Source organism: Streptomyces zingiberis (genome assembly GCF_012034935.1).
GTDB lineage: Bacteria > Actinomycetota > Actinomycetes > Streptomycetales > Streptomycetaceae > Streptomyces > Streptomyces zingiberis.
This window is the reverse complement of sequence record NZ_JAATEN010000026.1, coordinates 65,131-86,099: the sequence shown is the minus strand read 5'-3', so window position 1 is coordinate 86,099 and position 20,969 is coordinate 65,131. Positions and strand designations below refer to the sequence as shown.

Genomic DNA, 20,969 nt, shown 5'->3' with positions numbered 1-20,969 from the left:
ACAGAGAGCGAGTGCTCGTGGCGTGTGATCTGTGGCTCGTCCCACTCGTCGACGTGCTCTGCCAGAGCCCTGACAACCCCTTCGCGGAGGAGATCGCGGTTTATGACCGTGCCCTGCGCGACGCGGCCCTGCCGCCCGTCCCCGTGTTCGGCTACATGCCGGGCCTGAGCGGGGACGTCGCCCCCATCGCGGGCTTCGACTACGACGCCCTGCACTTCCTGCGCCGCGCCTACCTCCTCCAGGTCTGCGGCCTGCCGGTCACTCCGGTGGACGAACTGGGCGGTGACTACGAGCAGTTGCTGGAGATGTTCGAGACCACGGCCCAGCAGTCCCACCTGGTGTGGCACTACGACCACGCCGGTGCCTATGTCCCCGTGGACTTCCCGGAGCCGCTGGCGAACGAGGAACTCATGAGCGGCGGCGGCCCGCTGGGCTCCTCACACCGTCTGCTGCGGGAGCTGGAGGCCGTCGCCCCGGCCATCGGCATCGACCCCGTCAACCCGCCGCTGGCGCCCGCGCCGCCCGTCCGGCCCACCAGCCTGGAGGAGCCGGCGGCGACGGTGGAGTACGACGACAGCCCGTACGCCCGGGAGCGGCACGTCTGGCTGGGGCTCAACGCGGCGGCGACCCGCAGCCTCAGCCAGGGCTCGATGATCGTCTTCAGCTGACGCCGGCCGGGCGGACACCCCCGCGGGGCCGTCCGCCCGGCCGGTGCCGTGACGGGGGCGGTGCCGTGACGGGGCCGGAGCACCGGCGCGCGGCGCCGGGCAGGCGGCTCGGCGGTCTCCGGCCGGGCCCGGCGCCACGCCGCAGCGCCACCCGGGGCTCCCGGCGCCCGGCCGGGCGCGTTCCGCCGTGCGCCGCGCCGGCCGGGTACGGGCGCCGCCGCCCTCCCGGTGGACCCGCGCCGGCCGCGGCGCTACCGCGGGGGCTCCGGCGGCCGCTGCCGGGGCATGTTGGGCCGGGCGCCCGGGGGCAGCTGGAAGCGGGGGGCGGAGCGGCCGCCCTCCCCCCGGGGACCCCAGGGCACCAGGGACTGGGTGAGCAGCGGCACGGAACCGGAGCGGAACTCCACCATCCAGTCCGCCGTCTCGGACCGCACGAGGTCCGAGATGTCCTCGGAGAAGCGGCGCAGCACCCCCAGGCAGCGCTCGGCGGCCTCGCTCGCCGTGCCCTCCGTGGGGCCGAGCACTTCGCGGACGCTCTCCGAGGCCCAGTCGAACTGCAGCGACTCCAGCCGCCGCTGCACGGCCTGGGCCGTGGCCACGTCCCGCATCCAGCCGGAGGTGAGCCCGGCGAAGCGGTCGCAGACGACGCAGGCGGCGGCGGCGAGCAGCGCGACACAGCCCCAGCCCGCGCCCCGCGCCACCACCCCGGTCAGTTCCAGCAGCGGCAGGCCGAAGCCGGCGGTGCCCAGCAGCGCGCTGCCCGCCCGCAGCAGCCGCGCGCCCCGCCGCTTCCACGCGCGGTGGGTGAGGTACCACTCGGAGGTGCGCAGCGCGCGCTCCTCGACCCAGCGGTACAGCTCGTCGAGCCGCTCCGCGGGCTCCCCCCAGTCGCCGAGCGGCAGGGGGCGGCCGAGCAGGTCGTCCCCCTCGCCCCGCTCCCTCGGGGGAGACCCCTCGGGCTGCATTTCCGGCTGGCTCACCCGTGCTCCCTCGTGATCGGCTGTGGTGGGACGCCCTGGTCGGCGGTGCCGCGCCCGGCCGCCGCCGGTCCTCCGCGCCCCGTCCGCGGGGGCGGCGACGCGGACGTCTGCCGCGCGCCACCTTCCTACCGCCAAATGGTGGGGCTCGACGGCGGTACGCGTCGATTCATCCAGGGATGGGGCCTGTGATCAGGTATAGAGCCCGATTCGATCACCCGAAAGGATGGCAGCCGCACCCCGCGACGGTACGGCGGCGCTCCGGACGGCGCTGCGCCGCCTGTGCACCGAGGGGCCACCGGGGCGGATGGGGCGGCTCAACTCCCGTACGGGACACGGCTCCTGGGGTCGGCCGCCGCTGCCGAGCCCTCGGGGCGGTGCGCGCGTCCCGCAGCCCCCGCCGCGAGTCGCGGCGAGCCTGCCGCCCGCCACGCGCGCGGTGCCCCCGCGCTCCGGCCACCCGCCCGGTGGAACCCGCGTGTCAGGCCCCCGCGCGGTGACCCGCGTCCCGGCCCCCGGCCCCCCGGCCGCCCGATCCGTGCCCCCGTTTCCCCGCGCCCGGTGCCCCGCTGGCGCCCGCCCGTGGCCCGGCGGCGGCCGGGCGGTGACCGGGCCGTGGCCGGGTGGTGAGACCGCTCCGCGGGGCCCGCACCGCGGCGGCTACCCTGAGCCGCGTGAAGGTCCTCGTCATCGGCGGCGGCGCCCGCGAACACGCCCTGTGCCGCTCTCTCTCCCTCGATCCCGCCGTCACCGAGCTCCACTGCGCCCCCGGCAACGCCGGTACCGCGGAGCTCGCCGAGAGCCACGCGGTGGACGCGCTCGACGGCGCCGCCGTGGCCGCGCTGGCCGAGCGGCTCGGCGCCGGCCTGGTCGTCGTCGGCCCGGAGGCGCCGCTGGTCGCCGGGGTCGCCGACGCGGTGCGGGCCCGGGGGATCCCGGCCTTCGGCCCCTCCGCCGAGGCGGCGCGGCTGGAGGGTTCCAAGGCGTTCGCCAAGGACGTCATGGCCGCCGCGGGCGTCCCCACGGCGCGCAGCCAGGTCTGCGCCACCCCCGAGGAGATCGACGAGGCGCTGGACGCCTTCGGGGCGCCGTACGTCGTGAAGGACGACGGTCTCGCCGCGGGCAAGGGCGTGGTCGTCACCGGCGACCTCGCCGAAGCCCGGGCGCACGCGCTCCGCTGCGAGCGGGTGGTGATCGAGGAGTACCTCGACGGCCCGGAGGTCTCGCTCTTCGCGGTCACCGACGGCACCACGGTCGTCCCGCTCCAGCCCGCGCAGGACTTCAAGCGCGCCCTGGACGGCGACGAGGGCCCCAACACCGGCGGCATGGGCGCCTATTCGCCGCTGCCCTGGGCCGACCCCAAGCTGACCGACGAGGTGCTGGCCACCGTCCTCCAGCCGACGGTGGACGAGCTGCGCCGCCGTGGCACCCCCTTCTCCGGCCTGCTCTACGCCGGGCTGGCGATCACCTCGCGCGGGGTGCGGGTCATCGAGTTCAACGCCCGCTTCGGCGACCCGGAGACCCAGGTCGTGCTGGCGCGGCTGCGTACCCCGCTGGCCGGGCTGCTGCTGGCCGCGGCCACCGGCGAGCTGGCCGATCTCCCGCCGCTGACCTGGGACGAGGGGGCCGCGGTGACGGTCGTCGTGGCCGCCCGGGACTACCCGGGCACACCCGTCACCGGCGACCCGGTCACCGGGCTGGACGCGGTGGCGGCCGAGGAGGACCACGCGTACGTGCTGCACGCCGGCACCCGCCGGGACGACACCGGGCGGGTGCTGAGCGCGGGCGGGCGGGTGCTCTCCGTCACCGCGACCGGGCCGGAGCTGGCCGCGGCCCGTGCGCGGGCCTACCGGGCGGTCTCCCGGATCGGACTGGAGGGTTCCCACCACCGCACGGACATCGCGGCCCGGGCGGCGGCCGGCGCCTGACGCGCGGCCGGGCTCCGGCGCGCGGACGGCGCGACCGGTCCGTGCCCGGCTCCGGCGACGGCCGTGACGTGCCCGCGGACGGGCGCCGGGACCGGCGTGACGGCGGTCTCCGAGGCGGTGCGGGGGCAGCGGTGCAGCGGTGCAGCGGTCCGCCGCCGGAAGGGGCCCGGACGGACCGGGCGTCGCCTGCCGGTTCCGCCCCGCCTCGACCGGGCCCCGCCGCTTCCGCCCCGCCTCGACCCGGCCCCGCCGCTTCCGCCCCGCCTCGACCCGGCCCCGCCCCGCCCCGGCCGGCTCCGGCCCGCCCCGCCCCGCCCCGGCCCCGTGAGCCTCCGCGGCCGCCTCCGGGGCGGTGCGACGCGGCAGCCGGCCGCCACCCGGTCCCGCAAGTCCCGCCCGTGCCGGTGACCGGGAAGTCAAGGCTTGTGGAACAAGCTTTGACCAAAGCCATTCCATCGAGTGACCGCCCGGAGGACCTGCTGACGTACGCTCGCGCTGCCGCTTAGGGTGCCCGCAAGCGGGCCCCGTACCGGACTCCGGCCGGACGGGAGCCCCGGTGCCCCAACCGGAGCACCGGCGTTGCGGTGGCCGCCGCCGGTGCCACAGTGGGGGTGGGCAGCGTTCAGCAGACCGACAGGGGTGAGCTTCGTTGGCGTCCGAACCGGTCGGTGCGGAGCCCGGAATGCACGTGGCGCGCACCCGGGCCCTCGCGGTCCTGCACGTCCGTTCGACGGCGGTGGCCGTCGCGCTCCTCCCCGCCGCCGTCGCGATCGTGCTGTTCGCGGCGGCCGCCTCCGGCCGGGCGGCCGGCGGTCCCTGGACGGTGGCCCGGTGGGCCGTCGCCGGCCTGGCGCTGGCGGTGCTCGTCCCGGCGGTGGTCGTCGCCGCCGTGGTGGCGCGGGCGCGGCCGGCCGTCAGCCCGACCGTCGCGATCCGGGAGGAGAGCGCCCCCGATCTCTACCGGCTGGTGCGGGAGCTGGCCGAACGGCTCGGGGTGCCGCCGCCCTCGGCCATGGCCACCACCCCCGACTGCGACAGCTGGCTGGAGGACCGCGCCCATCTCGCCCGCTCCGCCGCGCCGTTCGGCCCGCGGCGGCTGCTGCGCGCGGTCCGCCGCAGTCCCGCCCCGGACCCGCCGCCCGAACTGGTCATCGGCTCCCCCTTCCTGTGGTGGATGCGCGTGGCCGAACTGCGGGCGCTGCTCGCCCCGGTGGTCGCCGGGACGGGCCCCGCCGCGCAGCCCGACATAGCGGCCGCCCGCCGCTTCGTCCGCGGTCTGGACGCGGCGGTCGCGGTCGCCGCCCGCCACCGGGTGCTGGCCTTCGTCGGCTGGGCGGCGCGGCTGCTGCTCCGCGCCTGCCAGGGGCACGCGGCGGAGATGGAGCGCGGGGTCGCCGCCGCCGCGTCGGCCCGTGCGCAGTCGGTGGACTACGGGCTGCGGATCGTCGCCCAGGAACAGGTGGGCCTCGCCTACGCCGGCTGGGACCGGCTGCTCACGCGGGTGGCGGTGCCCGCCTGGCGGATGGGCCGCTGGCCGTCCCGGCTCGACGCGGGCGTGGTCTCCGCCCTCACCGAACTCTCCCGCCGGGACCGGCTCGCCGAGGGCTTCGCGTCCCGCCTGGGGGAGCGCCCGGCCTGCGATCTGCTGGAGGAGCCCGGCCTGGTGGACGAGGCCGCCTCGCTGCTGGCGGCCCGGCTCTTCCACGGCGGCCCCGCCGCGTGCGGGCCCCGGTGGTCACCGGTCGGCTGGGAGGCGTACCCGGAGGAGGTGGTGGACCGCGCCTGGCGCCGGGACGCCGCCCGGCTCCACCGGGTGCTCGACGCACTCCCCGCCACCGACCGCCCGCCGGACCCGCCCGGCCCGGCGGGGGACCGGGAACAGGAGGCTCCGGCGGCGGGCGGGGAGACCAGGCGGGGCGGGCCCGGGGCGGCCTCCGGGCCACAGACCGCGCCGCCCTGTGCCCCGACCCTCGCCCGGGTCCTGGACCGGCTCACCCGGTCGCCCGCTCCGGCCGGCGGGACCGGCGGGGCCGGCGACCCGGCGGAACTGCTGGCCGAGCGGCTGGCCGCCGAGCTCCACCGTGAGGAGCGGGAGCGCGGACCCCGCACCGGTGAGGCACTGGCCGCCCCCGGCGCCCCCGGCGCGTCCCCCGCCGGGGACGCCGCCGACGGCGGAACGGCACCGGCCGTCCAGGGCGGCGCGGGCCCGCACGGCCCCGGCGCCGTACCGCTGGTGCCGTTCCAGCTGCCGCGCTCACCGCGGGAGCTGCTGGCCGACCACGTCACCGCCATGGTGTGCTGCGCGGCCGTGGACACCGCGGGGGCGGCTCCCGGCCTGGACTGGCTCGACGGCCCCGTGCTGTTGTTCGGCGACAGCCGGAGCGCGGACCTCGGCGGCCCCGTACGGCGCCTGGTCGAGGAGGGGGACGGCACCGCGCTGCGCGGCTGGCTCGGGGCGGCAGGGGTCCGTCCGGAGAAGCCCGTGCGCCTGGTGTGACCCGTCGCGGGCGCCCCACCGCCCGGCCGGACCGGCATCGCACAGCTCACGCGATTTCACGACGACCGGTGACGTGACGGGTGCGGAATGTGATGTGCTGTCACTCACACGGCCCGTCTCCCGTCGCGACGGGCCGGGGCCGGACCTGGGCGTGGCGCCGGTGACGGTGCGGGACGCCCGGTCCACAGGGCGGGAGGGGATCGTTCGATGGGTACGGAGCAGATCCGGCGCTGGGAGTCGGGGGCGCTCGCGCACGCCGTCACCGACCCCTTCGGGCAGGGCCCGCTGCCCTGGCTCCGCGGCAGCGAGACGTACTTCGACGACACGGGGCGCATCGTCCCCTGGTACGTCGGCCCGGACGCGCTGGAGGGCCCCGGGGTGCCCCGGCCCCGCCGTGACTCCGCCGGTTCCTCCCCGCGCACCGCGGACGACGTCGACCAGCAGATCAAGGGGTTCGCCTCGCCGGCCGCGGTCGCCCCCGGCGAGGCGCTCGACTTCCACGTCACCGTCAACCCGCCCCAGCAGTGGGGCCTCGACATCTACCGCATCGGCCACTACGCGGGCGACGGCGCCGCGAAGATCACCAACTCCCCCCGGCTCTCCGGGATCGTCCAGCCGGCCCCGCTCACCGCCGACCGCACCGTCTCCTGCCACCACTGGTGGCAGTCCTGGCGGCTGAACGTCCCCTCCTTCTGGAGCACCGGCGCCTATGTCGCCGTGCTGACCACCGCCGACGGCCACCGCAGCCACGTCCCCTTCACCGTCCGCGACGACCACCCCGCGGACCTGCTGCTGGTCCTGCCCGAACTCACCTGGCAGGCGTACAACCTCTTCCCGGAGGACGGCCGCACCGGCGCCAGCCTCTACCACGCCTGGGACCGGCGGGGGCGGCTGCTCGGCGAGGAGGACGCGGCGGTCACCATCTCCTTCGACCGCCCCTACGCCGGCGCCGGGCTGCCCCTCCACGTCGGCCACGCCTACGACTTCATCCGCTGGGCCGAGCGCTACGGCTACGACGTCGCCTACGCCGCCGCCCGCGATCTGCACGCGGGCCGGGTGGACCCCAGCCGCTACCGGGGGCTCGTCTTCCCCGGGCACGACGAGTACTGGTCGGTCCCGATGCGTGACGCGGCCGAGCGCGCCCGGGACATCGGCACCTCGCTGGTCTTCCTCTCCGCCAACACCATGTACTGGCAGGTGGAGCTGGCCCCCTCGGCCTCCGGCGCCCCCGACCGGCTGCTGACCTGCCGCAAGCGCCGCGGCCCCGGCCGCTCCGCCCTCTGGCGCGACCAGGGCCGGCCGGAGCAGCAGCTCCTCGGCATCCAGTACCAGGGCCACGTCCCCACCCCCCATCCGCTGATCGTGCGGAACGCGGGCCACTGGCTGTGGGAGGCCACCGGCGCCGGGGAGGGGGACGAGATCCCGGGCCTGGTCGCGGGGGAGGCGGACCGCTACTTCCCGCGCGTCGCCCTGCCGGAGCACACCCACCGCGTCCTGCTCGCGCACTCCCCGTACGAGGACCGGACGGGTGCCCGGCGCCACCAGGAGACCTCGCTCCACCGGGCCCCCAGCGGCGCCCTCGTCTTCGCCTCCGGCACCTTCGCCTGGTCCCCCGCGCTGGACCGGCCCGGCCACACCGACCCGCGGATCCAGCGCGCCACGGCCAACCTCCTCGACCGCATCTGCAAGCGCGACTGAACGGTTCCCCGGCCGCGCGGGACCGCGCCGCCCGTCTCCCGCCGGGCACCCCGGCGGTCTCCGCCGGTTCCTGTGGCGCCGTTGTGCCCCCGGACGGGCCGCGGGGAGGAGTGTGCGGAAGAATCGGAACCTGCTCCAGGACCGACCGATGGAGGGCAGCGTGTCCGGATTCGTAGAGAAGCCCGAGCCCGTGCGGGTGCCGGGGCTGACGCATCTGCACACCGGCAAGGTGCGTGACCTGTACCGGAACGCGTCGGGCGAGCTGGTGATGGTGGCCAGCGACCGGATCTCGGCCTACGACTGGGTGCTGCCCACCGAGATCCCCGGCAAGGGCCGCGTCCTCACCCAGCTCTCCCTGTGGTGGTTCGACCTCCTGGCGGACATCGTCCCGCACCACGTGCTGCGCACGGAGGTGCCCGAGGGCGCTCCCGCCGACTGGGAGGGCCGCACCCTGATCTGCCGCTCGCTGCGGATGATCCCGGTCGAGTGCGTGGCCCGCGGTTACCTCACCGGCTCCGGCCTCGCCGAGTACGAGCGCGACCGCACCGTCTGCGGGCTCGCCCTTCCCGAGGGGCTGGAGGACGGCTCGGAGCTGCCGGCGCCGATCTTCACCCCGGCCACCAAGGCCGAGGTCGGCGAGCACGACGAGAACGTCAGCCACGAGGAGGTGGCCCGCCGGGTGGGCGCGGACACCGCCGCCCGGCTCCGCCAGACCACCCTCGCCGTCTACAGCCGCGCCCGCGAGGTGGCGCGCGAGCGGGGCATCATCCTCGCCGACACGAAGTTCGAGTTCGGTTTCCTGGATTCCGGCCACCCCGACGCCGGCACCCCCGCGGCCGAGGACGCCAACGACCTCGTCGGCGGCGGGCAGGACCTGATCCTCGCGGACGAGGCGCTCACCCCCGACTCCTCCCGCTTCTGGCCCGCCGACCGGTGGGAACCGGGCCGCGCCCAGCCCTCCTTCGACAAGCAGTTCGTCCGCGACTGGCTGACCTCGCCGGCGTCCGGATGGGACCGGACGGGCGAGCGGCCGCCGCCGGAGCTGCCCGCCGAGGTCGTCGAGCGGACCCGGGACAAGTACGTCGAGGCGTACGAACGCCTGACCGGGGTGAGCTGGAGCTGAGGGCGCGCCCCGGGCGGCGCGGCGCCCGGGGGCCAGGTGCGAGCCTTCGGGTCCGTACCCACCGGAGGGCCGGCCCGGGAGGGCGGCGGCGCGCGCTGAGTCCCGGTCGCGACGAGGCGGTGCCGGCCCCGGCGGCGCGGCCGGGTCACCACAACGAGGCCGGCGGCACCGGCGCCGCGGTGGCTTCAGGGGCGCGTGGTGGTGCGGACAGCGAAGAACCCCCAGGTCAGAGACCTGGGGGTTCTTCTGCTGAGCGGACGACGAGATTCGAACTCGCGACCCTCACCTTGGCAAGGTGATGCTCTACCAACTGAGCCACGTCCGCACATCTCCCCGGGGACATCTCCCGGGCGGGTGCGTCCTCAGTATAGCCAACCCCGCTCGCGCGCGATGCGGACCGCGGTGTGACGGTTCTCCGCCGAGAGTTTCGCGGCGGCGGAGGAGAGGTAATTGCGGACCGTCCCCGGGGAGAGCGAGGCGCGCCGGGCGATCTCCGCGATCGGCGCCCCGTCGGCCGCCAGCTCCAGCAGCTGGGTCTCCCGTGCCGTCAGCGGCGTGTCCCCGGCGCTGATCGCGTCGGCCGCCAACTCCGGGTCCACATGGCGCTGTCCGGCGTGCACGGTGCGGATGATCTCGGCGAGCCGCTGCGCCGAGACCGTCTTCGGCACGAACCCCCGCACCCCGGCGCCGAGCGCCCGCTTGAGATGGCCCGGGCGCCCGTAACTGGTGACGATCATGGTCTGGCACCCCGGTACCTGGCTGCGGATCGCTGTGGCGACCGCCACACCGTCCATCCCCGGCATCTGCAGGTCGAGGACGGCCACGTCCGGGGCGTGCGCGCGGGCCATGGCGAGCGCCTCCGGGCCGGTGGCGGCCTCGGCGACGATCTTCAGGTCGTCCTCCAGCGCGAGCAGCGCCGCCAGCGCGCCCCGGATGAGGTGCTCGTCGTCCGCGAGCAGCACCCGCACGGGCGGCCGGGTCCCGGCCGCCCCTTCGGCGCCGTCCGCCCCGTCCGCGTCTGGAGCCTCCGCCACGCTCACCGCGTCCCCTCCGCCACGCTCACCGCGTCCCCTCCGCCACCTTCACCGTGTTCCCTCCGCCCCGCTCAGGCCGGGCCCCGTCGCCGGGACGCCGTCGTGCGGCTGTTCCGGGCCGGGCCGGGGCGGGTCCGCCCTGTCCCCCGCGCGTGGCGTCCCGGCGGCGGCCCCCGGGCCCTCCGGAACCTCCGGAACCGGTTCCGCCGGCATCTGCGCCGTCAGCCGGAAGCCGCCCCCGGGGACGGGCCCGGCCGTGACCGTACCGCCGGCCTCGGCGAGCCGCTGCCGCAGGCCGTCCAGGCCGGACCCCCTCCGCGCGGGACCCGCGGGACCCCCGGCGCCGTCCGTTCCGGACACGCCGGCCCCGGTCACCCCGTCGTTCTCCATCACCAGGACCGCCGTACGGATCCCACCCGGGCCGGAGCCGGGACGTACCCGGATCGTGCAATGGCGCGCCTCGGCATGGCGCAGGACGTTCGTGGCCCCCTCGCGCACCACCCAGCCCAGCGCCGCCCGCACCTCCGCGGGCAGCCCGTCCGGTGAGCGGTCCTCGATGCGGCACCCGATACCGGCCGCGCGCAGCACGGCACCCGCGCCGACCAGCTCGGTGTGGAGATCCGCCTCCCGGTAGCCGCGGACCACGTCCCGCACCTCGCGCTGCGACTCCACCGCGATCCGCTGCACCTCCACCATCTGGTCGACGGCCGTCTCCGCGCCGCGCCGGGCCAGCCGCACCGCCAGCTCGCTCTTGAGCGCGATCACGGCCAGGTTCCGCCCCATCACGTCGTGCAGGTCCCGGGAGAACCGCAGCCGCTCCTCGGCCACCGCCAGCCGCGCCTGCACGGTACGGGTCTCCTCCAGCTCCCACATCACCGCCAGGACCCAGGCCGAGCAGCGGACGGTGAACGCCGACCAGAGGAGGGCGAACGCCAGCGCGATCGTGACGACGAGGACCACGGGCCGCTCCACCCCGGCCACCAGGAAACCGGCCGCCACGGTCAGCACACAGGCCGCCTGCACCGCGGCCATGGTGCGCAGCCGCCCCAGCAGCGAGCACGGGCCGAGGAACGGGAGGATCGCCAGGACGGCCATCGTGGCCACCGGCCCGTCGCCCAGGGACACCGTCCCGTCCACCAACAGAGCCCCCACCGCGAGCAGGGACAGCAGCATCAGCACCGCTCCCGCCGTCAGCTCCCCGCGGGACACCGTCCCCTGGCCGCGGTACTGATCCAGGCCGCGGCCGAGCAGCCGCACCCCCGACACCGCCTGCGCCGTCGCGGTGAGCAGGAGCAGCAGGGCGGCCGTGGGCCAGGTGGAGTCCCGGGCCGCGACGGGGGTCAGCACCAGCAAGGTGTACAGCGGCACCAGCCAGACCATGGCGTACAGCGACCAGCGCGTGTACAGATCCACCTGGGTGACACGGCTGCGCTTCCGCCACCCGCCCCGCCGCTTCCCGATCACCGGCCGGTCCTCTCCGAACTGTGGCCCGAACTGTGGCCCGAACTGTGGTTCCTCACCCGTCGACGGTACGCCCGGCGGCGGTGGCCGCCGATGAGCCGTGCCACCGCTGCGCCGGCCAACGCGTTGTCCCCCGCTCCTGTTCCCCGTCAGCCGAGTCCGCCCGTTCCCGCCGGTACCGCCGGCTCCCCCCGTGGCGGTACCTCCGAGCATCCCCCCGTGGCGGTGCCGCCACCGGGCCGGTGGCGGCACCGCTCAGCGCCGCGGTTCCCAGCGGAACCACCGGCGGGTGGCGACGACCCCCACCGCCGTCCAGGCCACCACCAGCAGCAGCGAGCGCACGGTCTCCCCGCCGTCGCCCCCGCCCAGCCAGCCGGTCCGCACCAGGTCCATGACGGGGCTGAACGGCAGCACGGCGAACACGTTCGCGACCCGGTCCGGCATCAGATCCACCGGGATCACCATCCCGGAGCCCACGAAGGAGAGCAGCAGCAGCGGCAACGCCGTCACCTGCGCGCTCTCCACGGTGCGGGTGAAGGCGGACGTCGCGGTGGCCAGCAGGACCGCCACCAGCACACCCCCCACCAGCCCGGCCAGCAGCAGCACCGGCCGCTCGGGGGCGGTGAGGTCCAGCAGCAGCGTGCCCGCGGCGACCAGGAGCGCGGACTGGGCGAACGCCAGCACCGCGACCGGCAACGCCGTCCCGGCCAGGATCTCCAGATCCGCCGGCTCGCCGGTCCGCAGCCGCTTGAGCACCAGCTCCTCCCGGCGCGCGACATACGCGGCGACCAGATTGCTGTAGACGACGAAGAGGAGCACGGCGCCGATGCCGCCGCTCAGGGCGAGCGAGCCGGGGTTCAGCCCGGTCCCGGACAGGTCGTTGTCGGGGGCCGAGGAACGGATCACCCCGACCATGCCGAGCGGCATCAGCAGCGCCATGAAGAGCGACGTCCGGTTCCGCTGCAACAGGATGAACTCGGCCCGGCCGAGCGCGCCCAGCCGCGCCGCCCGCGCCCGCCAGGCCGGCCGCTGCTGCTTCCCCGCCGGAGCTGTCTGCGCCTTCCCTCCCGGCTGCCCCGGCCGGCCGTGCCGATCGGGCCGGCCGTCCTGCCGTCCCTGCTCCGCCGTCCGCGTCCCCTCCGGGGCCGCCGTCGCCGTCGTGCTCGTTCCCGTCATGCCGGTCCCCTTCGTCATCGCCGAGCCCCCGCGTCCGCCGCCGGCCGCTCCCCCGTGGCCGCCGCCGGCCGACGCCCCGCGGAAGCGGCCGCCGGGCGGCTGTTCCCGCCCCCGGCGGGCTCCTCGTGGTGCCGGACGTCCCCGCCGGCTCCCTCGTCAGCACCGTCAGTGGTGTCGCTGCCGTCCCCGCCGTCCCCGCCGTCCCCGCCGTCAGCGCCGTCCGTCACCGAGCCGGCGATGGCCAGGAACGCCTCCTCCAGCGAGGCCGAGCGGGCGTCCAGACCACCGAGGGTCAGGTCCTGCTCCTCCGCCCAGCGGAGCAGGGTGCCCAGGGACTCCTGGAGGCGCTCGGTCCGGATCTCCACCCGCAGGTCCTCGTCGACGGCCGCGCGGAGCGACAGCGGCAGTTCCCCCGGGACCACGCCGTTCGGCAGGTGGAAGCGGATCCGGGACGGGCGCGAGGCGGTGACCCCCGCCGGGGTGCCGGCGGTGGCGATCCGCCCCCGGTGCATGATGGCGAGCCGGTCCGCCAAGGCCTCCGCCTCCTCCAGGTAGTGCGTGGTGAGCAGCACGGTGGTGCCGCTGTCGCGCAGCTCCCCGACCAGCCGCCAGGTCTCCCGCCGCCCCTCGGCGTCGAGCCCGGTGGTGGGCTCGTCCAGGAACAGCACCTCGGGGCGGCCGATCAGGGCCATGGCCAGGTCCAGCCGGCGCCGCTCTCCCCCGGAGAGCTGCTTGACGCGCACCTTGGTGCGTCCCGCGAGCCCCGTCGCCTCCAGCACCTCACCGGCCGGCCGGGCGGCGCTCGCGCATCCGGCCCACATCCGGGCGGTCTCCGCCACGGTCAGGTCGGAGGGGAAGCCGCCCTCCTGGAGCATCACCCCGATGCGGGGACGGACGGCCGCCCGCTCCCGGTACGGATCGTGGCCCAGCACCCGCACGCGTCCCCCGGTGGGCGGCGCCAGTCCCTCCAGCACCTCCACGGTGGAGGTCTTGCCGGCCCCGTTCGTGCCCAGCAGCGCGAAGACCTCACCCCGGGCCACGGAGAAGGAGAGCCCCCGGACGGCGTCGAAGCCGCCCTTCCCGGCGGAGCCGTAGCGCCGCCGCAGATCTGTGACGTCAATCACTCGTTCGTCGGATTCCATACGGCAAGTCTCGAATCCGGCCGCCGGGTTCGGCAGTGCGAGCCGTCATCAGCCGGGATGACACTTGTCATCCCGGGCCCCGGGCGGTGAGGAGCCGGGCGGGCCGGGAGAAGCCGGCGAGAGTCCTGAGGCGAGGAGTCCGCGGCGGAAGGGATCGGCGAAATCACCGGAACACGACGAAGGCCCCGGCCGTGATGACCGGGGCCTTCCCCTGAGCGGACGACGAGATTCGAACTCGCGACCCTCACCTTGGCAAGGTGATGCTCTACCAACTGAGCCACGTCCGCATGCCTCCGGGGGGCTTTCACCTCCCGGCGCGACCACTACTCTACCTGATCCATTCGACTGGTCCGGTCGAGCAACGAGAGCGGGTGACAGGGATTGCACACTGCGCCTCCCTCTTGGAAAGAGGGCGCTCTACTACTGAGCTACACCCGCGTGACCCCTTGGGGTTCGGCCCTGCGGCCTCGCCCCTCGGCGTGCTCCAGACTCTAGCCGATCAACGGGGGTGCCGCGCAAGTCGGTTCAGCTCGCGGCCTCGAACGCCTCGTAGACCTTCTTGGGGATGCGGCCGCGCGGGGGGACCTCCATGCCGTGCGAGCGCGCCCAGGCGCGCACGGTGGCCGGGTCCGGGGCGACCGCCGTGCGGCGGTAGGTGCGGCCGGAGCGGGAGCGCTTCCGGCCGGCCTCCACGTACGGCGCCAGAGCGCCGCGCAGCTTCTCCGCATTCGAAGGATTGAGGTCGATCTCGTACGACCTGCCGTCGAGCCCGAAGGTGACCGTTTCCGCCGCTTCCCCGCCTTCGATGTCGTCGGAGAGTGTGACCACTACGCGCTGAGCCACGGATATCGGTCCTTTCTGACGGCGTCCCCGCGTGACATGCGGTGACGGCGGACGCCGGAGTGATCGGGGACAGGGATAATTCTTTTGTACAGCCGCGGGCATTGCTGGTTGCCCACCGGTGAATTCCGTCGTGCGTCACCGGGCAATCCAGACCGTACGTTTTCTCCGGGCGATTTTCCACAACAGATGTGGCAGCCGATACCCCAATGTGACCGCCCGCTCATATCTACTCGCGTAGACTTTCGGGCCGGGTAGGCTGGACGTACCTGTCCGGGGGTTCCGGGGAGTCGTGAGCTCCCCGCGATGCTTCGGGGCTCCGGGGGCCGTTCCCCGGTGACTGTGGCCCGATGGCGTGCCTCCGGAAGGACACAGCCGCACCACCACACCACCGGGAGTGCCAGTGGCACGCGTCGTAGTCGACGTCATGCTCAAGCCCGAGATCCTCGACCCGCAGGGCCAGGCGGTGCAGCGCGCGCTGCCGCGTCTCGGCTTCGGGGGAATCTCCGACGTCCGCCAGGGAAAGCGCTTCGAACTCGAACTGGACGGGCCGGCCGACGACGCCGCGCTCGCCCGGATCCACGAGCTGGCCGAGACGTTTCTCGCCAACACCGTCATCGAGGACTTCACCGTCCGCGTCGAGGAAACCGGGGCAGCCGGGTCCCCCGCGGAAACCGTGCGGGCCGTTTCGTGACCGCGCGTATCGGGGTCATCACTTTCCCGGGGAGTCTCGACGACCGCGACACCCACCGCGCGATCCGGCTGGCCGGCGCGGAGCCCGTCGCCCTGTGGCACCGGGACCGGGATCTCCAGGGCGTCGACGCCACCGTGCTGCCCGGCGGCTTCTCCTACGGCGACTATCTCCGCGCCGGGGCCATCTCCCGTTTCTCCCCGGTCATGGAGAGCCTGGTGGAGGCGGCCCGGGACGGTCTGCCGGTGCTGGGCATCTGCAACGGCTTCCAGGTGCTGACCGAGTCGCACCTGCTGCCGGGCGCCATGGTCCGCAACGACCATCTGCATTTCGTCTGCCGGGAGCAGAAGCTGCGCGTCGAGACCGCGGCCACCGCCTGGACCGGTGACTTCACCGCCGGCCAGGAGATCCACATCCCGCTGAAGAACATGGACGGCCGCTACGTCGCCGACGAGCGCACCCTCGACGAGCTGGAGGCGGAGGGCCGGGTGGTCTTCCGCTACCTGGACGGCAACCCCAACGGCTCGCTCCGCGACATCGCCGGCATCACCAACGAGGCCGGCAACGTCGTCGGCCTCATGCCCCACCCCGAGCACGCCGTCGAACCGCTGATCGGTACCGCCGGCACCGACGGCCTGGGGTTCTTCACCTCCGTCCTGCGGACGCTGAGCACCGTGGGGAAGGTCAGCGCATGAGCCTCGACACCACCAAGCACGCCGCCGGGACCCCGGACACGCCCCTGCCCTGGGCGGAACTCGGCCTCAAGGAGGACGAGTACGGGCGCATCCGGGAGATCCTCGGCCGCCGCCCGACGGGCGCCGAGCTGGCGATGTACTCCGTGATGTGGTCGGAGCACTGCTCGTACAAGTCGAGCAAGGTGCATCTGAAGCAGTTCGGCGAGAAGGCCCCCGAGAACACCGCGCTGCTGGTCGGCATCGGTGAGAACGCCGGCGTCGTGGACGTCGGCCAGGGCTACGCGGTGACCTTCAAGGTCGAGTCGCACAACCACCCCTCGTACATCGAGCCCTACCAGGGCGCGGCCACCGGCGTCGGCGGCATCGTCCGCGACATCCTCGCGATGGGCGCCCGGCCGGTCGCCGTCATGGACCCGCTGCGGTTCGGCGCCGCCGACCACCCGGACACCAAGCGGGTGCTCCCCGGCGTGGTCGCCGGCATCGGCGGCTACGGCAACTGCCTGGGCCTGCCCAATATCGGCGGCGAGGTCGTCTTCGACCCCTGCTACCAGGGCAACCCGCTGGTCAACGCCCTCTGCGTCGGTGTGATGAAGCACGAGGACATCCATCTGGCCAAGGCCTCCGGCACCGGCAACCAGGTCATCCTCTACGGCGCCCGCACCGGCGGGGACGGCATCGGCGGCGTCTCGGTGCTCGCCTCCGAGACCTTCGACTCCACCGGGCCCGCCAAGCGCCCCGCCGTGCAGGTCGGCGACCCGTTCCAGGAGAAGCTGCTCATCGAGTGCACCCTGGAGCTCTTCGCCGAGGGCCTCGTCACCGGCATCCAGGACCTCGGCGGCGCGGGCCTCTCCTGCGCCACCTCGGAGCTGGCCTCCGCCGGCTCCGGCGGGATGCGCGTCGAACTCGACCGGGTGCCGCTGCGCGACTCCTCCCTCTCGCCGGAGGAGATCCTGATGAGCGAGTCGCAGGAGCGGATGTGCGCGGTCGTGGAGCCGGCGAAGGTCGCCCGGTTCCTGGAGATCTGCGAGAAGTGGGACGTCCTCGCCACCGTGATCGGCGAGGTCACCGAGGGCGACCGGCTGGAGATCACCTGGCACGGCGAGCAGATCGTCGACGTGCCGCCGCGTACCGTCGCCCATGAGGGCCCCGTCTACCAGCGGCCGTACGCCCGCCCGGAGTGGCAGGACGCCCTCCAGGCCGACGACGCGGCGCGGCTGCCGCGCCCGGCCGGCGGCGAGGAGCTGCGGGAACAGGTGCTGAAGCTGGTCGCCTCGCCCAACCAGGCGTCCAAGGCGTGGATCACCGACCAGTACGACCGCTTCGTGCAGGGCAACACGGTCCTCGCCCAGCCCGAGGACTCCGGCATGGTCCGGATCGACGAGGAGACCGGCCTCGGCGTCGCCGTCGCCACCGACGGCAACGGGCGTTACGCCAAGCTGGACCCGTACACCGGCGCGCAGCTCGCGCTCGCCGAGTCCTACCGGAACGTCGCCGCCACCGGCGCCCGGCCGCTCGCCGTCACCGACTGCCTCAACTTCGGCTCCCCGGAGGACCCGGGCGTCATGTGGCAGTTCGCGGAGGCGTGCCGCGGCCTGGCCGACGGCTGCCGGGAGCTGGGCACCCCGGTCACCGGCGGCAACGTCTCCCTCTACAACCAGACCGGGGAGACGGCCGTGCACCCCACCCCGGTGGTCGGCGTCCTCGGCGTCATCGACGACGTCGCCCGCCGCACGCCGATGGCCTTCGCCGAGCCGGGGCAGCTCGTCTACCTCCTCGGGGAGACCCGCGAGGAACTGGGCGGCTCCGCCTGGTCCCAGGTGGTCCACGGCCATCTGGGCGGCCTGCCGCCCGCGGTGGACCTGGACCGGGAGAAGCTGCTCGCCGACATCCTGATCTCCGGTTCCCGCGACGGCATGATCGACGCGGCGCACGACCTCTCCGACGGCGGCCTGGTCCAGGCGGTGACGGAGTCCTGCCTGAAGGGCGGCAACGGCGTCCGGCTGGTGGTGCCGGACGGCCTGGACCCGTTCGTCCTCCTCTTCTCCGAGTCCGCCGGGCGCGCGGTCGTCGCGGTGCCGCGCAGCGAGGAGCTCCGCTTCACCGACATGTGCGGGGCGCGGGGCCTGCCCGCCACCAGGATCGGTGTGGTCGACGGGGACGCGGTCGAGGTACAGGGGCAGTTCTCGCTCCCCCTGGCCGAGGTGCGTGAGGCGTACGAGGCGACCATCCCGGCGCTGCTGGCCTGAGCCGGCGCCCCGGCGCCGGTGGATCCGCGCGGCCCCGTCCACGTCGGTGGGCGGGGCCGCGTGGCGTCCGGGGGCCTGTCGCGGGGGACCGCGCGTGGCGTGCCCGCCCGCGCGCCGGGCGCGCCGATGATGGCGGGGAAGCACCGTGCGGACCGCCGGGGAACCCGGCCGGGAGGAGCGCCATGGCCACCGTTCGCGCCCCCGCCGCCGTCCTCCGCGCGCTCTCCGCCCCCGGCCCGGATCCGGGCCCGGACCCCGGTCCCGTCCCCTCCCGCCCCGCGCGCCGTGCCGTCCGCCGGGGGTGACGGCCCGGCGGCCGGAGCGCCCGGCTCCGGTCCGGGCGACGGCACCGGCGGCGGCAGGGTCGACGGCACCGGCCGCGGAACCCGCGGCGGCAGGGGTGACGACGCCGGCCACGGCACTGGTGGCGGCACGGGAGGCGGCACCGGTACGGGCGGCGGCACCGGTAGCGGTGGCACTGCCGGTGGCGGTGGTACCGGCGGCGAGGGGTGGGGCCCCGGCGGCCCGGCCCGGTGGCCGGGGCGGGTGTGGTGGCTGGGTGCGGTGCTGCTGGTGGCGGCCGCGGCCGTCGCCGCCGTGTGGCAGCGCCAGGAGATCGCGCAGGCCCTGCGGCTCATCTCCCGGGTGCGGCTGCCGCAGCTCGCGGTGGCCGTGGTGTGCGAGGCGCTGGCGATGCTCAGCCTCGCCGCCGTACTGCGCTGGCTGCTGGGCGCGGGCGGGGTGCGCTGGGGCCCGGGCCGGACGACCGCGCTCGTGCTGGCCGGCAACGCCGTGGCCGGTGCGCTGCCCGGCGGCGGGGCCGTCGCCACCGCCTGGATCTACCGCCAGCTCACCCGGCGCGGGGTGGAACCGGCGCCGGCCGCCGCGGTGCTGGTCACCTCCGGGGTGCTGTCGGCGGCCGGGCTGGCTCTGCTGCTCGTGCTCGGGATGTTCACCGTGGGCCCGGCCGGCCGTTCCGCCGTACTGGGCCCCGCCGTCTGGGTCATGGTGGCGCTGCTGACGGCCGGGCTGGTGCTCGCCGCGCTGACCGGCTTCGCCCGCGTCCGCGCGGCCGTGCGGCGGGTCTGGTCCGCGCTGGGCGTCCGCTGGGAGGCCGTGCGCCGGGCCCAGCGGGGGCTGGGGCATGTGGTGCGGGAGGCCCGGGAGCGTCGGCCGGGGTTGCGGCCGTGGCTGTGGCCGGCCGGATTCGCGCTCGGCAACTGGGTCCTGGACGCCGCCTGCCTGACGGCGTCCCTGTGGGCCCTGGGGATCGGGGTGCCGTGGCACGGGCTGCTGCTCGCCTACGCGCTGACCCAGATCCCCGGCAGTCTGCGGCTGACGCCCGGCAGTCTGGGCGTCGTCGAGACCAGTCTCTCCGCGCTGCTCGTGCTCTACGGCGTGGCCGCGGGTCCGGCGATCGCCGGGACGCTGCTGTACCGGGCGATCAGCTACTGGGCGCTGCAACCGGTCGGCTGGGCCTGCTGGATCGGCGTCACCGTCCGCGAACGCGCCACGGGGGAGACCGGGGGCGGTGACGTGAGGAAGAGGGCCTGACGCGGCGAGGGGCGTCCCGGACGAGGTGTGGGCGGGGACCCACGCCCCGGGTGACCGGCGGCCCGTGCCCACCGGGCGGGCCACCTGTCACAGCCGGCGGGTACGGAACCCGGTATCGCCGCGGCGATACTGGCGGCACGCGGGAACGGTACCGGGACAGGGAACACGGGGAACGACGTGGACGGGCGGACACGCCCGGCGCGACCGGAGACCACACACGGCACGGGGGAGCGGACATGACGGACACGAAGCCGGTCAAGCCGGCGAAGGCTGCGAAGACGGCGAAGGCTGCGAAGGCGAGGAAGCCGGCAGCCGCGACACCACCGATCGACCGGCTGAAACGGCTGCGCCCGGTCCTCTCCGGGCTGGTGGTCCTGGTCATCGCCGTCGACCTGACGGTCCGTCTGCCCGCCGCCGTGGTCTGGGGCGTGATCGGAGCCGCGGTGACCGTCGAACTGCTGCCCGGCCGGTCCCGGCGGCTGCCCCGGTCCGAGCGGGCGGCGGGGGTCCCGGAGACACCGGAAGCGGTGGAGGTGGAGCCGCCGGTCACCGGCCGGTGGTCCGCGCTCAACAGCCCGGCCGACAAGGTGCCGAGCCACGGCGTCCGCTCATGCGGACAGGCGTACGCGATCGACGTCCTCCGGGAGGAGGACGGCTCCGGGGGCGCTGCCCGTCCCGCGTTCGGCTGGTGGCCGCCGGTCCGCGGCAACGCGGCGTTCCCGGCGTTCGGAGCGCCCGTGCTGGCCGTGGCGGAGGCCGAGGTCCTGCGGGTCCGCGACGGACGGCGGGACCACGGCAGCCGCAACTCCTGGCCGGCGCTGCCCGTCTTCTTCGCCGAGGCGATGGTGCGGGACGTCGCGGGCCCGGGCCGGCTGCTCGGCAACCACGTGATCCTCGACCTCGGCCAGGGGGTGTACGCCCTCTACGCCCACCTCCGACGCGGCTCGGCGGCCGTGCGGGAGGGTCAGCGGGTGGCTCCGGGACAGGTGCTGGCCGAGGTGGGCAACACGGGCAACTCCACCGAGCCGCATCTGCACTTCCAGCTGATGGACCGGCCCGATCCCGCGGTGGCGCGCGGCATCCCCTTCCACTGGCGGGGTGTCGGTGTCCCGGCGGCCGGTGAGGTCTTCACGGCGCCCGGCGGCGACGGGACGGGGACCGGCCGGCCCGGACCGGCCGGGTGACGCGCTCCGCCCCGTTCCGGGCCACCGCCCACCGCGGGCCACCGCCCACCGCGCG

16 protein-coding genes and 3 tRNA genes are annotated in these 20,969 nt (G+C 75.5%); 10 read left to right on the top strand and 9 right to left on the bottom strand.

What is annotated here, in order from left to right; all coding sequences use genetic code 11:
• Positions 1 to 17: 17 nt before the first annotated feature.
• Positions 18 to 668 carry a putative DNA-mimic protein gene (locus HCK00_RS24460; RefSeq protein WP_168104214.1) on the top strand — a complete coding sequence of 217 codons (651 nt, stop codon included), beginning with the start codon at positions 18 to 20 and terminating at the stop codon, positions 666 to 668.
• Between the two features lie 251 nt (positions 669 to 919).
• Here HCK00_RS24460 and HCK00_RS24455 read toward each other — a convergent pair whose 3' ends face one another.
• Complete coding sequence (locus HCK00_RS24455) at positions 920 to 1,648, bottom strand: SLATT domain-containing protein (protein ID WP_311765469.1); 729 nt, start codon at positions 1,646 to 1,648, stop codon at positions 920 to 922.
• A 671-nt stretch (positions 1,649 to 2,319) separates the two neighbouring features.
• On the opposite strand from HCK00_RS24455, the gene purD reads away from it, so the two are divergent.
• The 4 genes from purD (at position 2,320) to HCK00_RS24435 (ending at position 8,891) form a co-directional block, all read left to right on the top strand.
• Positions 2,320 to 3,573 (top strand): phosphoribosylamine--glycine ligase, encoded by a 1,254-nt coding sequence (gene purD, locus HCK00_RS24450; RefSeq protein WP_168104195.1) that lies wholly within the window; start codon positions 2,320 to 2,322, stop codon positions 3,571 to 3,573.
• A gap of 682 nt (positions 3,574 to 4,255) precedes the next feature.
• Positions 4,256 to 6,070, top strand: a complete 1,815-nt coding sequence (locus HCK00_RS24445) for a M48 family metalloprotease (RefSeq protein WP_168104194.1) — start codon at positions 4,256 to 4,258, stop codon at positions 6,068 to 6,070.
• Positions 6,071 to 6,277: 207 nt separating this feature from the next.
• A complete protein-coding gene (locus tag HCK00_RS24440; RefSeq protein WP_168104193.1) occupies positions 6,278 to 7,768 on the top strand; it encodes a N,N-dimethylformamidase beta subunit family domain-containing protein in 1,491 nt (496 codons plus the stop codon).
• Positions 7,769 to 7,928: 160 nt separating this feature from the next.
• The gene (locus HCK00_RS24435) at positions 7,929 to 8,891 is read left to right on the top strand and encodes a phosphoribosylaminoimidazolesuccinocarboxamide synthase (protein WP_168104192.1); all 963 of its coding nucleotides are present in this window, start codon (positions 7,929 to 7,931) and stop codon (positions 8,889 to 8,891) included.
• A 252-nt stretch (positions 8,892 to 9,143) separates the two neighbouring features.
• Here the strand turns inward: HCK00_RS24435 and HCK00_RS24430 are convergent.
• The 8 genes from HCK00_RS24430 to HCK00_RS24395 form a co-directional block, all read right to left on the bottom strand.
• A tRNA-Gly gene (locus HCK00_RS24430) sits at positions 9,144 to 9,216 on the bottom strand.
• Between the two features lie 37 nt (positions 9,217 to 9,253).
• Positions 9,254 to 9,859 (bottom strand): response regulator transcription factor, encoded by a 606-nt coding sequence (locus HCK00_RS24425; protein WP_168104212.1) that lies wholly within the window; start codon positions 9,857 to 9,859, stop codon positions 9,254 to 9,256.
• A gap of 114 nt (positions 9,860 to 9,973) precedes the next feature.
• Entirely contained in the window at positions 9,974 to 11,338 is a 1,365-nt protein-coding gene (locus HCK00_RS24420; RefSeq protein WP_311765468.1) for a sensor histidine kinase, read from the bottom strand.
• Between the two features lie 303 nt (positions 11,339 to 11,641).
• Entirely contained in the window at positions 11,642 to 12,562 is a 921-nt protein-coding gene (locus HCK00_RS24415) for an ABC transporter permease (RefSeq protein WP_240966114.1), read from the bottom strand.
• A 14-nt stretch (positions 12,563 to 12,576) separates the two neighbouring features.
• Positions 12,577 to 13,704 (bottom strand): ABC transporter ATP-binding protein, encoded by a 1,128-nt coding sequence (locus HCK00_RS24410; protein ID WP_168104191.1) that lies wholly within the window; start codon positions 13,702 to 13,704, stop codon positions 12,577 to 12,579.
• A 214-nt stretch (positions 13,705 to 13,918) separates the two neighbouring features.
• Positions 13,919 to 13,991, bottom strand: a tRNA-Gly gene (locus HCK00_RS24405).
• A gap of 79 nt (positions 13,992 to 14,070) precedes the next feature.
• Positions 14,071 to 14,142 (bottom strand) — tRNA-Gly (locus HCK00_RS24400).
• A gap of 87 nt (positions 14,143 to 14,229) precedes the next feature.
• The gene (locus HCK00_RS24395) at positions 14,230 to 14,547 is read right to left on the bottom strand and encodes a histone-like nucleoid-structuring protein Lsr2 (protein WP_168104190.1); all 318 of its coding nucleotides are present in this window, start codon (positions 14,545 to 14,547) and stop codon (positions 14,230 to 14,232) included.
• Between the two features lie 400 nt (positions 14,548 to 14,947).
• Here HCK00_RS24395 and purS point away from each other — a divergent pair, with 400 nt between their 5' ends.
• The 5 genes from purS to HCK00_RS24370 all read left to right on the top strand — a co-directional run bounded on the left by purS (position 14,948) and on the right by HCK00_RS24370 (position 20,914).
• A complete protein-coding gene (purS, locus tag HCK00_RS24390) occupies positions 14,948 to 15,238 on the top strand; it encodes a phosphoribosylformylglycinamidine synthase subunit PurS (protein WP_168104189.1) in 291 nt (96 codons plus the stop codon).
• On the top strand, positions 15,235 to 15,930 hold the full coding sequence (gene purQ / locus HCK00_RS24385) for a phosphoribosylformylglycinamidine synthase subunit PurQ (protein WP_168104188.1): 696 nt from the start codon (positions 15,235 to 15,237) through the stop codon (positions 15,928 to 15,930). The genes purS and purQ overlap by 4 nt, the downstream gene beginning before the upstream one ends.
• Positions 15,927 to 18,176, top strand: coding sequence for a phosphoribosylformylglycinamidine synthase subunit PurL (gene purL, locus HCK00_RS24380; protein WP_168104187.1), 2,250 nt, complete (start codon positions 15,927 to 15,929; stop codon positions 18,174 to 18,176). Before purQ ends, purL begins: the two co-directional genes overlap by 4 nt.
• Before the next feature lie 546 nt (positions 18,177 to 18,722).
• Positions 18,723 to 19,730: a lysylphosphatidylglycerol synthase transmembrane domain-containing protein gene (locus HCK00_RS24375; RefSeq protein ID WP_311765467.1), complete on the top strand. Its 1,008-nt coding sequence runs from the start codon at positions 18,723 to 18,725 to the stop codon at positions 19,728 to 19,730.
• Positions 19,731 to 19,966: 236 nt separating this feature from the next.
• Positions 19,967 to 20,914 carry a M23 family metallopeptidase gene (locus tag HCK00_RS24370; protein WP_168104186.1) on the top strand — a complete coding sequence of 316 codons (948 nt, stop codon included), beginning with the start codon at positions 19,967 to 19,969 and terminating at the stop codon, positions 20,912 to 20,914.
• Positions 20,915 to 20,969 lie beyond the last annotated feature (55 nt).

Excerpts from the sequence above, each read along its gene's own strand:
- HCK00_RS24415 (WP_240966114.1), bottom strand. The coding sequence starts at position 12,562 with ATGACGGGAACGAGCACGACGGCGACGGCGGCCCCGGAGGGGACGCGG.
- purL (WP_168104187.1), top strand. The coding sequence starts at position 15,927 with ATGAGCCTCGACACCACCAAGCACGCCGCCGGGACCCCGGACACGCCC.
- HCK00_RS24440 (WP_168104193.1), top strand. The coding sequence starts at position 6,278 with ATGGGTACGGAGCAGATCCGGCGCTGGGAGTCGGGGGCGCTCGCGCAC.
- HCK00_RS24370 (WP_168104186.1), top strand. The coding sequence starts at position 19,967 with ATGACGGACACGAAGCCGGTCAAGCCGGCGAAGGCTGCGAAGACGGCG.
- HCK00_RS24410 (WP_168104191.1), bottom strand. The coding sequence starts at position 13,704 with ATGGAATCCGACGAACGAGTGATTGACGTCACAGATCTGCGGCGGCGC.
- HCK00_RS24445 (WP_168104194.1), top strand. The coding sequence starts at position 4,256 with ATGCACGTGGCGCGCACCCGGGCCCTCGCGGTCCTGCACGTCCGTTCG.